This window comes from Candidatus Hydrogenedentota bacterium, assembly GCA_018005585.1.
Taxonomy (GTDB): Bacteria; Hydrogenedentota; Hydrogenedentia; order Hydrogenedentales; family JAGMZX01; genus JAGMZX01.
Window position 1 is genome coordinate 1 of the sequence record JAGMZX010000128.1, and the last position, 11,946, is coordinate 11,946.

Genomic DNA, 11,946 nt, shown 5'->3' on the forward strand with positions numbered 1-11,946 from the left:
ATTGTGCGGCCAGACTCGCACACGATTACAGGATCCTCCACTCATCCCGTGCATAAAGTATAGCAAAAACCGTCAATGTTGTCAAAAGTTTTCTTCCCTGAACCGCAAGTCTTCGCAGGGACCAGAGCGTTCCCCGGATGCCGCCTCTTCGCCGCGCAACCCGTTTCTCTAAAATCACTTAGCGTCTGCTCTGCCAAGTCGCTGGCCACCCTGACGGCGTCGGGGTCGGACGGGCTTCTCAACCAGGAGGCCAGCCACAACCGAAAGCAGGCGTTTCGGCTCCAACGGCTTCTCCTGAATAGCATCCACCGGTAGACCGGCCCCGCCGCGCGCGTAAACAAAACTCGCCATATGACCCAATTCTGTCAACAGCAGAATGGGTTTCGTGAATCCTGCCCTTCGAAATACCCCCGCCATCCGCATTCCATCATGCGACTGCTCCGCCCAGTCATCCAATATCATCAGGTCAGGTTCAAACTCGCGCACCGTGGCCAGGCCCGTCGAAGTGTCTTCAATGCATCGCACCTCAAACCCGCTGGAAGTCAGCACCACCCGGCACCCCTCGCAGATGTCGGGATCTTCATTCATGATAAGGATACGGGCCATCTCGCGCTTCCGGGTTCGAACGGAACAATCTGGCCTCACGGCAGTACGGGGCACGGACGCCCCAACGCGGCCTGATGCCGGGTGTCCGGGTCCCCACCATGTGTACCAGCCGCGACCTCGACTGATGCGGACGCGTATCTGTTCCGGGGTTCACCACCCCCAGCATCGTGCGTTACATTATCACTCGCCCATGGGTGATCACAACACTTAAAACCAGTTTATCACGAAAGACCGGATTGTCCTGTGTGCCAAGTCAGCGGAGGCACGATAATTATCCGGATTTCGAGGAAACCCAAGACTGCGTTCATGCTTGCTTTTCGGACATTCTGCGTCCATAATTGCTAAGAAACCCTGCGTGACCGGATTACCGCGCGACCGATTAGAGTATTAGGGAGCAATGTGTCCCGCCCATGAAAGAATCGGCTTCCATACCCTTGGTCACGACCATACGCGAGCGCTGCCGCACCTGCTACACCTGCGTGCGCGAGTGCCCGGCGAAGGCGATCCGTATCGTGGATGGCCAGGCGGACGTCATCAGCCAGCGTTGCATCGGGTGCGGGAACTGCGTGCAGGTATGCGGGCAGCACGCCAAGCGCGTCTACGATTCGACCGAAGCAGTAAAACAGCTGTTGAATGACGGGGGGCGCGTGGCGGCCATCATCGCGCCCAGCTTTCCGGGCGAGTTTGTGGACTGGAACTTCCGCCTGCTGGCGGGCGTCCTGCGGCGGATGGGCTTTCATTACGTCATTGAAGTGGCGGCAGGCGCGGACCTCGTAGCCGACCGCTATCGCCAGCTCATGGAACGGAAAGACGGGAGATGCTACATCGCGACGACCTGCCCGGCCGTGGTCGCCTACGTTGAGCGGTATTTCCCCAAATTGGTGGATTCGCTGGCGCCGATCGTTTCGCCCATGGTGGCGACGGCGCGTGCCGTGCGGCGTATGTATGGTGACAACGTGAAGGTCGTGTTCGTCGGCCCCTGTATCGCAAAAAAAGGGGAAGCGGCGAGCAGTCAGGTGCGGGACGAAATCGACGCGGTGCTGACGTTCGTCGAACTGCGCCAGATGGCCTGGGAACTCGACCTGTCCCGCCACACGGTCCAGGAAAGCGAATTCGATCCGCCCCTGGCAGGACCGGGCTCATTGTTTCCCCTGCATCGGGGCATGTTGCAGGCGGCCAACCTGCCGGAGGACCTCGTACACGGAGATGTGGTGACTGCGGGCGGACGCTCGGGCTTCGTTGAAGCGGTCAAGGAATTCCACTTGGGCCATTGCAGTCCGCACCTGCTGGAGGTGCTCGCTTGCGAAGGTTGCATCATGGGCCCCGGCACGAGTAACAAAGACCCCTTGTTCCGGCGGCGCCGCCGCGTCAGCAGCTACGTACGCGCCCGGCTCGAACATCTCGACTGGGACGCATGGCGCCGCCAGATGGCGGAGTTCGCGGACCTCGACCTCTCCCGTGTATTCGAACAGGATGACCAGCGCATACCCGACCCAACGTACGACGAGATCAAGCATATTCTGCACCGGATGGGCAAACATTCGGTCGAGGACGAACTCAATTGCGGCGCCTGCGGCTACGAGACGTGCCACGAACACGCGACCGCTATCTACAAGGGGCTTGCCGAAAGCGAGATGTGCCTGCCCTACACTATCGACAAACTGCGCCAGGCCGTCAGCAGCCTCGCGGTCTCGAACGAAAAGCTGGCGCGCGCGCGGGAGACGCTCGTCCAGGCGGAGAAACTGGCGACCATGGGCCAGCTTGCCGCCGGGATCGCACACGAATTGAACAACCCTCTCGGCGTAGTGCTCATGTACGCCCACATGCTCCTCGAAGACTGCCAGCGGAATCCGCAGATGCGCGAAGACCTGGATATGCTCGCGACACAGGCGGACCGCTGCAAGAAAATCGTCGCCGGGCTGCTCCATTTCGCGCGGCAGAACAAGGTAGCTCTGGAAGCCACCGATATCCGTGCACTCCTCGACACCTGCCTGCGGCTGGTAACCGTCCCGAAGAATATCACGGCCCAAGTGTTTCACGAGGGTGAAGACACGACGGCCGAAATCGACCGCGACCAGGTAACCCAGGTGTTGACCAACCTCATCAACAACGCGTGTCACGCCATGCCCGGCGGCGGCATGTTGACGTTACGCACGCGCGGCGAGCCCGATGAGGTCTTTTTCATCATCGAGGACACGGGCACGGGCATCGCGAAAGAGAACATCTCCAAGATTTTCGACCCGTTCTTCACGACCAAGCCCATTGGCGAAGGCACCGGAATGGGTCTTGCCGTCAGCTACGGCATCGTGAAGATGCACCGGGGCAACATTCGCGTCACGTCGAACGCCGACCCCGCGGCGGGTCCCACCGGAACAACGTTCACGGTGTCGCTGCCGCGCAAGGGCCAAGTCACTCCGGCGGCGGACGGGGAAGCCCTGGCGGAAGAGCAGATCGGCGCGCCGACCTGAGGAAAATCTGCAACAAATGGCGCGATGCCGCTACAGACCGGGGCGAGGTGCTCCGCGGAAGGGTAGTCCTGCGTGGAAACAATCAAAGTGCTGGTGGTGGACGACGAACCAGGCATACGCTCAGCGGTGGGCCGCGTCCTGCGCGGCATGACCGTAGCCGTCCCGGATTTTGACCTGGAAGTGGGTTTCGAGGTGGGCGAAGCCGAGACCGGCGAACAGGCCCTCGCCATCATCCAATCGGACACGCCTCAGATACTGCTGCTCGACAACAAGCTGCCGGGCATCAGCGGCATGGAAGTGTTGGACCGCGTGGCCCCGCTCAACCTCGACATGCACACCGTGGTCATAACGGCCTATGCGTCCATCGAAACGGCCGTGCGCGCAACCAAGCAAGGCGCGTTCGATTTCCTGCCCAAGCCGTTCACGCCCACGGACCTCAAGAATACCGTGCAGAAGACGACCAAGCACCTGATCGTCACGCGTCACGCCAAGGCGCTCGCCGCCGAGAAGCGCAAGCTGCGGTTCCAGTTCATTTCGGTGCTTGCCCACGAACTCAAGGCCCCGCTCAACGCCGTCGAGGGCTATCTCAACATCCTGCGCGACCCCGGCCTCGTCAAAGACGAGCGCGTTTACCGCGATTTTATCGAGCGATGCCTCGTCCGCACCGGGTTCATGCGCAAGATGATCATCGATCTGCTCGACCTCACGCGCATCGAATCCGGCGAACGGCCCCGCGAAATCCAGGAATGCGACCTCGCACATGCGGCCCAGGCCGCCCTCGATACTGCAACCCCCGAGGCCCGCGAACGCGGCATTACGCTCGCGCTGGACGCCCCCGCCCCCGTCCTCCTCTCCGCCGACCCCGCTGAACTCGCGATTATGTTCAACAACCTCATCTCCAATGCCGTGAAATACAACCGCGATGGCGGCCGGGTCGATGTGTCCGTACACCGAACGGAGGGCGAGGCTGTCATCTCCGTGGCCGACACAGGCATCGGCATGACAGAGCAGGAAGCCGGAAAGCTTTTCCGCGATTTCGTGCGCATCAAGAACGAAAAAACCTCGAACATCCTCGGCAGCGGCCTCGGCCTGTCCACTGTCAAGAAACTGGCCCTCATGTACGGCGGCGACATCAAGGTCGCCAGCGAACCAGACAAGGGCAGCGTATTCACGCTCATCCTGCGCGACGCCAGCACCGCCCCCGGGCAGCCTTCGCTCACTACGCACGCCTGAGGCACGCCCCTTGTGTTCGACGGCTCGCACACAGGAACGCTCCCCGGTCTTCGCGGGCTGTCCCACGCGTTTCAGAGCGGCCCGGAGGCTCCGGGACGGATAGACGCCTGCACGGGCTCCGCTTTTCGCATGTCTCACCGCAGTTTTGGTATACTCCGCCGCTGAATGGCGGATACACGCCGAATTCCAGGAAAGGCCGACGGTGACTTCAGGCCGCCGTCGGCGTTGGTGTATACAGGGTTCCATTCGCGCGCGGGAACGCGCGGGCTGTGAATGGGAAAGGCATCAATGCAGCGACTGTACGTGTCCCGCGAGGGGCTGGACAAGATGAAGGCGGAACTTGCGGCGCTGAACGAGCGCCGCATGAAAGTGGCCACCGCCATAGAACACGCCCGCTCGCTCGGCGACTTGAGCGAGAACGCGGAGTACCATTCCGCGAAAGAGGAACAGGCGCTGGTTCACGCGAAGATCAAGGATCTGGAAGACAAGATTACGCGGGCCGCGCTGATTGACGACTTGGACATAGATACGAGCAAGGCGTACCAGGGCGCCACGGTCCGGTTGCGCAACACAAAGACGGGCTCGGAAATCACGTATCGTCTGGTAAGCCCGCCTGAAGCGGACCTTGCGGCAGGCAAGATCTCCGTGCAGTCGCCGGTCGGCAAGGCGTTGCTGGGAAAAGGCGTTGGCGGAACAGCGGTGGTGCAGGCGCCCGCGGGCCAACTGATGTTCGAGATCCTCGAGATATCGTATTGAGGCGGATGCCGCGGTCGCGTGCCGCGGTCAGGTTCCCGCTGGGTCACAGGGCCGTTCAGCCGAAAGTCATGACAGGGGTCATATGCCCAAACGAACGGATATTCGGAAAGTCCTGCTGATAGGCTCGGGGCCTATCGTCATCGGGCAAGCCTGCGAATTCGACTATTCGGGCACGCAGGCGTGCAAGGCGTTGCGCGAGGAGGGCTACGAAGTGGTCCTCGTGAACAGCAATCCCGCCACAATCATGACCGACCCGGAAACGGCGGACCGCGTCTATATCGAGCCGTTGAATGCGGAGTTTCTCGAACGGATTATCGAGCGCGAACGCCCGGATGCGTTGTTGCCGACCGTCGGCGGCCAGACGGGCCTCAACCTCGCCGTTGAAGTGGCGGAGAAGGGTATTCTGGACCGCTACGGGTGCGAGCTGATCGGCGCGAAACTGCCCGCGATCAAGAAAGCGGAGGACCGGGGTCTGTTCAAGCAGGCCATGATCGATTGCGGGCTGGATGTGCCGCGCAGCGAGGTCGTCCACGCCGTGGACGAGGCCATGCGGTTCGGCGCGGAGATCAACTTCGCGGCTGTCATCCGCCCCGCGTTCACACTCGGTGGCACGGGCGCGGGCATCGCGTTCAACAGGGAAGAATTCGTGCAAGCCGTAGAGCGCGGCCTCGACGCCAGCCCGATACGCGAGGTGCTCATCGAGGAATCGGCCATCGGCTGGAAGGAATTCGAACTCGAAGTCATGCGCGACCACAACGACAACGTGGTGATCGTGTGCTCGATCGAGAACGTGGACCCGATGGGCGTCCACACGGGCGACAGCATAACGGTCGCACCCGCGCAGACGCTCACGGACAAAGAATACCAGTCCATGCGCGACGCGGCGATCACGATCATGCGCGAGATCGGCGTGGATACGGGCGGCTCGAACGTGCAGTTCGCGATCAACCCGGAAACCGGGCGCATGGTCGTGATCGAGATGAACCCGCGCGTGTCGCGCAGTTCCGCGCTCGCGTCGAAAGCCACCGGGTTCCCCATCGCGAAGATCGCCGCCAAACTGGCCATCGGCTACACGCTCGACGAAATCCCGAATGACATTACGAAGGAGACACCCGCCTCGTTCGAGCCGACCATCGACTACGTCGTCACCAAGATTCCGCGCTGGGCCTTCGAGAAGTTCCCCGGCTCGGAGCCGCTGCTCACGGTCCAGATGAAGAGCGTCGGCGAGACGATGAGCATCGGCCGCACGTTCAAGGAATCGCTCCAGAAGGCCATTCGCGGCCTGGAAATCGGCCGCTCCGGCTTCGGCGGCGACGGCAAGCACAAGCCGCTGACGGAGGACCCGGATTCTCCCGAGGAGATGGAGGCCTTGCTACGGGCCGTCCGTACGCCCAACCCCGCGCGCATCCTCCAGATCGCCGAGGCGCTGCGGCTGGGCGCGTCGGTCGAGGAACTGGCCGAAGCGACCCGTATCGACCCCTGGTTCCTGCGGCAAATGCGCGACATCGTCACGGAGGAACAACGGTTGCGCGCATCCGGGCCGGGCGATGCGGCGAATCTGCGCCGGGCAAAACGCTTCGGGTTTTCGGATGTGCAATTGGGCCGGTTCTGGGGCATGACGCCCGAGGCCGTGCGCGCGCTGCGCAAACAGCACGGCGTTGTGCCCGGTTACCGGCTGGTCGATACGTGCGCGGGCGAGTTCGAGGCGTTTACGCCCTATTATTACTCGACCTACGACTATGACGACGAAGTCCGGCGCTCCGACAGGCCGAAGGTCATCATTCTCGGCGGCGGCCCGAACCGCATCGGGCAGGGCATTGAGTTCGACTATTGCTGCGTCCATGCCGCCTTCGCGCTGAAAAAGGACGGATTCGAGACCATCATGGTCAACTGCAATCCGGAAACGGTCTCCACCGACTACGACACGTCGGACAGCCTCTTCTTCGAGCCGGTGACGTTTGAAGATGTGATGAACATCGTGGAACAGGTCCATCCCGTGGGCGTCATCGTTCAGTTCGGCGGCCAGACCCCGCTGAACCTGGCTCGGGCGCTGAAGGCGGCGGGCGCCCCCATTATCGGCACGTCGCCCGACAACATCGCCCGCGCGGAAGACCGGAAACTCTTCCGCGAGGTGGTCGAAAAACTGGACCTGCTCCAGCCCGCGAACGACACCGTAACGTCCGTCGAAGAGGCGCTGGCCGTCGCGGACCGTATCGGCTATCCCGTGGTGGTCCGGCCCTCGTTCGTGCTCGGCGGCCGCGCCATGGAGATCGTGTACGACGCAGAATCGCTGAAACGTTACATGACCTACGCGGTCGAGGCCTCGCCCGAGCATCCCGTCCTCATCGACAAGTTCCTGGAACGGGCCATCGAACTCGACGTGGACGCCATCGCCGACGGAGAAACGGTGGTGGTGGCGGCAATCATGCAGCACATCGAGGAAGCGGGCGTACACTCGGGCGACAGCGCGTGCATCCTCCCGCCCTACGACCTGGACCCGGACCTGCTCGAACGGGTGCGCGAGCAGACGCGCGCGCTGGCGCGTCAGCTTGAAGTGGTCGGCCTCATGAACGTCCAGTACGCCGTGCGCGACCACGACATCTTCCTGCTGGAGGTCAACCCGCGCGCGTCGCGAACCATCCCCTTCGTAAGCAAGGCGGTCGGCGTGCCGCTCGCGAAGCTGGCCGCGCGCGTCATGGCGGGCAAGAAGCTCAAGGACCTTGGCCTGACCCAGGACCCCCAGCCCAACTACACGTCCGCGAAGGAAGTGGTGCTGCCCTTCCTCAAGTTCCCCGGCGTAGACATCTGGCTCGGGCCGGAAATGCGCAGCACGGGCGAGGTCATGGGTATCGACCGGAACATGGGGCTGGCCTATGCCAAGAGCCAGATCGGCGCGGGCAACAGCGTGCCGTTAAGCGGGGCCGTGTTCCTCAGCCTGAACCGGCGCGACCAGCTGGCCATGGGCACGCTCGCGCAGGACCTCGCCGGCTTGGGCTTCAAGATCATCGCCACGGAGGGTACGGCCGAGACGCTGCGCGAACAAGGCATCGACGTCGAAATCGTGCACAAGGTCGGCGAAGGGCGCCCCAACGTGGTAGACCGCCTGATCAACGGGGAGATCCACTGGATCATCAACACGCCGCTGGGCGCCGCCTCCAAGACGGACGAGCGCGCGATCCGCAGGACCGCCCTCGAAAGGGGCATCCCGACCATGACCACGCTGGCCGCCGCGGTCGCCGCGGTCAGCGCCATCCGCGCCATGAAACAGAGCGACATGCACATCCTGAGCCTGCAGGAATACCACGCCGGCCTGCGCGTCGCGCAAGACCAGTCTTGACCTCCCGCGCCGGCGCCGGCGGGAACAGACGGCTCTTCGCTCCTCCCCCGCAAGAACGGAAAAAGCCGGGCGAACAGGCGAGACGGTTCAGCGTGGACACGCCGCGGCTTCCAGTTGCCGGGCCTCCGAGGAAACATCCGTGCCGGCCTGGGCCAAGCCGTCGGCATAGGCCGTCAGCGCTTCGATGACTGTGAACGCACACGGCGTCGGCTCGGGAATGGCGACGCCGCGCTGTCTCAGCACGGGCACGAAGTCCTTTGCCCATTCTTCAGCGGTCAGCGCAACGCTATAGCTGCGCGCGGCGTCCAGCGTCGATTCCAGCAACTCAGCGGGCTGGCCGCGCCGCACGCGATACCGTGCCGAGAAACCGGCCCAGGTGGGATTCTCGACGCTGGAGATATACGCCGCGAGATACGCCGCCAGGTCCGCCCCCGTTACGGAGACCGTGACGACATCGAACGTCCACGGCGCGCAAACGCGAAACAGCGCGTTTACGTCCAGGCCGCCCCGCGGCAGGCTGCCGCGCACATTCCGGTCCGTCATGCAAAAGCCGGTCTCCGCGCCCGCCTTCGCGCGCAGCGCTTCCGCAATGAGAAAAGACACCCTGCTCAAACCGACCTCCGCGGACGCATATCCTATCGGACGACTGGCCTCCGGGCAGACTTCCCGCTCCCGTTCCCGCACCCACGCCGCGAACGCGGCATCGGGCGGAATCACGCTATCCTGCATGGAAACAGCCTGGCCCGAAAACGAGACTACTTCCTCGGTTTCGAGGTCGAGCGTCAATTCCAATCGGCCCACGTATTGCGCGCAGCAGCCCGCCTCGACGATCAGCGCGCCGGTCCGCTCGACACGCTTGGGCTCGAACAGCACCGCATGCTTGTGCGCAGCGACGAATACATCCACGGCAGGCGCGGCCTCGGATAGCGCCACGCAATCGTTGACCCCTTCATGCACGACCGCGACAATGAGATGCGCCTCCGGCTCGATGCGCGCCGCTTCCTCCGCCAGGGCCTTTTTGCTGAATTCAAAGCCGGGGATTTCCGGGCGCTTTTCCCGGCGTGTCACGCCGATCACGCCCACCTTCACGCCGTCCACGTCGAATATCCGCGATGCGGGATAACGCGTCGCGCCATCTTCCCGCAGCAAGTTCGCGCACAGGAACGGCGTCCCCAGCAGGTCGCGGCGCCGGTCCAGTTCCGGCAGGTCCAGGTTCACGTCGTGATTGCCGGGCACAGCGGCCGTGTAGCCGATGCGGCGCATGGCCTCGTACATGATGACCCCTTCCGTCGCATACGAAACCATGTCGCCCTTCTCCGTCACATCGCCCGCATCCAGCAGGATGACGTCGGCGCGCTCCGCCCGGACCGCCGCAACATAGGCGGCCACATAGGGCAGGCCACCCTCGCCGTTGTAGCCCGGCCGGATATGGTCGTGCACATCGTTCGTGTGCAACAGGCATACCGTGTCCGTCGCCGGGTAGGCCGCCGCCGGGCACAGCGTCAGCAACGCGCAGGAGAAGAGCAAAACGCACAGTCTCATCCACGGTTCCTTTACGGCATCCCCCCTTCTCGCATGTTTGGGCACTTCTTGCGCTCCTTCTCCGTTCTGGGACCTGTCATTTCGCGCACGCTCGCAGCGGCGCCTTCGCACATCTGACCGCTTGGGCATTCCTGCCGGATTCACTATAATCGCGCCTTATTGGCCCAGCGACCGAAACCCCAAATCACGCCATACGGTCTAAAATGCGCTGGATGTGGGTCTTTGCGCGGACGGAACCGTCCGATTTTGGGGGGAAACGCCAAAACCGGGGCGGCATACAAGGCCCGAATCGGGCCATGACGCTCAAAGAGAGGATGTGCAGACATGACAGAGAAACTGAGCAGACGAGCTTTCCTTGCGGCAACCACGACCACGGCCGCGGCGGCGTTCATCCCGCTGCGGGTCAACACGGCCCAAGTCGTCCCCGGCAAACTTTCCCCCAACGAGAAGATGCGCATCGCGGGCATCGGCGTGGGCGGCAAGGGCCTCAACGACATCATGTCGTGCCGGCGCGAAAACGTGGTCGCGTTGTGCGACGTCGACTGGAAGAACGCGGAAGAGGCGTTCTACCGGCTGAAAGACGCGAAGAAATACAAAGACTACCGCAAGATGCTCGAAGAAATGGGGGACCAGATCGACGGCTGCACGATCTCGACGCCCGACCACACCCATGCGCCCGCCGCGTACATGGCCATGAAGCTCGGCAAGCATGTCTACGTGCAGAAGCCCCTCACCCACACCATCGCGGAAGCGCGCCTGCTCTCCAAGGTAGCGCGCGAGACCGGCGTCACGACCCAGATGGGCAACCAGGGCCACTGCGGCGACGGCGTCCGCGAATTGTGCGAAATGATTTGGGCGGGTGCCATCGGCACGGTGAAAGAAGCGCATATCTGGACCAACCGGCCCATATGGCCGCAGGGCATCGCGGACCCGCTCCCGGAACAGCCCGTGCCCGAAACGATGGACTGGGACCTGTGGCTCAGCGCGGCGCCGTTCCGCCCCTATAATGAGAAATACGCGCCGTTCAACTGGCGCGGCTGGTGGGATTTCGGCTGTGGGGCCATCGGCGACATGGCCTGCCACATCATGGACCCGGCCTTCTGGGCCTTGAAGCTGTACGAGGCCAAGTCGTATTCCGTCGAGGTCGTCACCCAGGAGGGCATCACCGGACAGTGCCCGCCGAACAAGTCGACCATCAAGTACCAGTTCCCGGCCCGGGGCGACATGGGCCCCGTCGACGTCTACTGGTACGACGGCGGGATGAAGCCGGAACGCCCCGCGGACATCCCCGAAGGACAGAAGCTCGGCAATGGCGACAACGGTTCGCTCTACATCGGCACGGACGGCTGCGCCACCGCCGGCGAGTACGGCGACGAAGCGCGCCTGCTGCCCGACGAGCGCATGAAGGACTATGCGCGCCCGCCAGAGACCATTAAGCGCGTACGCGGCCAGAATCCTTATTTCAACTGGATCCGCGCCTGCAAGGGCGAGGACGAAGCCGCGTCCCACTTCGACTACGCCGGCCCGCTCACCGAAGTCGCCAACATGGGCAACGTCGCCCTGCGCGCCGGCCAGCGCATCGAGTTCGACGTCGAAGCGATGAAGGTCACCAACGCCGAAAACGCGAATCAGTGGCTCACCAAGGCCTACCGCCAAGGCTGGGAACTGCCGGTCTGACAAGCATCACCCAATCACGTTCTGCGTACGACGCGGACGGGTCGCTCGTCCGCGTCGTTCTTTTTGCATGGTCTATCATGTGAGATCCGTTTCACGTCCCCATGATTTGCAGGGGACCCCGCAGTGTATCGTTCCTGTCGCATGGCGTTGTGGGCTTCTACCGGGGTCGCGGGTCGTCTCAATGTGACCGAATCGAAAAGAAAAGCCCATGACAAACCTCTCCGGCAGACGTCGTTTCGGTTGGAGCCTCGCTCTGTTCCCATTTGTCTTTCCGCTTACCATAGGAATCGTGTCTATCTTGATGAGCAGGCAGGCGGCCAAGGCTGC

At 63.1% G+C, this 11,946-nt stretch carries 7 protein-coding genes; 5 read left to right on the forward strand and 2 right to left on the reverse strand.

The window, feature by feature from the left end; genetic code table 11:
- Nucleotides 1–174: 174 nt before the first annotated feature.
- Nucleotides 175–606 (reverse strand): response regulator, encoded by a 432-nt coding sequence (locus tag KA184_18025; GenBank protein ID MBP8131481.1) that lies wholly within the window; start codon nt 604–606, stop codon nt 175–177.
- Between the two features lie 410 nt (nt 607–1,016).
- Between KA184_18025 and KA184_18030 the strand changes: the two genes are divergently transcribed.
- The 4 genes from KA184_18030 to carB all read left to right on the forward strand — a co-directional run bounded on the left by KA184_18030 (nt 1,017) and on the right by carB (nt 8,400).
- Nucleotides 1,017–3,074, forward strand: coding sequence for a 4Fe-4S binding protein (locus tag KA184_18030; GenBank protein MBP8131482.1), 2,058 nt, complete (start codon nt 1,017–1,019; stop codon nt 3,072–3,074).
- 72 nt (nt 3,075–3,146) lie between these two features.
- Nucleotides 3,147–4,307, forward strand: a complete 1,161-nt coding sequence (locus tag KA184_18035; protein MBP8131483.1) for a response regulator — start codon at nt 3,147–3,149, stop codon at nt 4,305–4,307.
- Nucleotides 4,308–4,595: 288 nt separating this feature from the next.
- Nucleotides 4,596–5,063, forward strand: a complete 468-nt coding sequence (gene greA, locus KA184_18040; protein ID MBP8131484.1) for a transcription elongation factor GreA — start codon at nt 4,596–4,598, stop codon at nt 5,061–5,063.
- A gap of 82 nt (nt 5,064–5,145) precedes the next feature.
- Nucleotides 5,146–8,400: a carbamoyl-phosphate synthase large subunit gene (gene carB / locus KA184_18045; GenBank protein ID MBP8131485.1), complete on the forward strand. Its 3,255-nt coding sequence runs from the start codon at nt 5,146–5,148 to the stop codon at nt 8,398–8,400.
- Nucleotides 8,401–8,487: 87 nt separating this feature from the next.
- Here the strand turns inward: carB and KA184_18050 are convergent, their stop codons facing one another.
- On the reverse strand, nt 8,488–9,942 hold the full coding sequence (locus tag KA184_18050; protein ID MBP8131486.1) for a metallophosphoesterase: 1,455 nt from the start codon (nt 9,940–9,942) through the stop codon (nt 8,488–8,490).
- 324 nt (nt 9,943–10,266) lie between these two features.
- Here KA184_18050 and KA184_18055 point away from each other — a divergent pair, with 324 nt between their 5' ends.
- Nucleotides 10,267–11,619: a Gfo/Idh/MocA family oxidoreductase gene (locus KA184_18055; GenBank protein ID MBP8131487.1), complete on the forward strand. Its 1,353-nt coding sequence runs from the start codon at nt 10,267–10,269 to the stop codon at nt 11,617–11,619.
- The last annotated feature ends 327 nt before the right edge of the window (nt 11,620–11,946 follow it).

What these genes read in the sequence shown, in the direction of transcription:
- KA184_18025 (MBP8131481.1), bottom strand. Translation starts at nt 606, where the DNA reads ATGGCCCGTATCCTTATCATGAATGAAGATCCCGACATCTGCGAGGGG.
- KA184_18030 (MBP8131482.1), top strand. Translation starts at nt 1,017, where the DNA reads ATGAAAGAATCGGCTTCCATACCCTTGGTCACGACCATACGCGAGCGC.
- greA (MBP8131484.1), top strand. Translation starts at nt 4,596, where the DNA reads ATGCAGCGACTGTACGTGTCCCGCGAGGGGCTGGACAAGATGAAGGCG.
- carB (MBP8131485.1), top strand. Translation starts at nt 5,146, where the DNA reads ATGCCCAAACGAACGGATATTCGGAAAGTCCTGCTGATAGGCTCGGGG.
- KA184_18050 (MBP8131486.1), bottom strand. Translation starts at nt 9,942, where the DNA reads ATGAGACTGTGCGTTTTGCTCTTCTCCTGCGCGTTGCTGACGCTGTGC.
- KA184_18055 (MBP8131487.1), top strand. Translation starts at nt 10,267, where the DNA reads ATGACAGAGAAACTGAGCAGACGAGCTTTCCTTGCGGCAACCACGACC.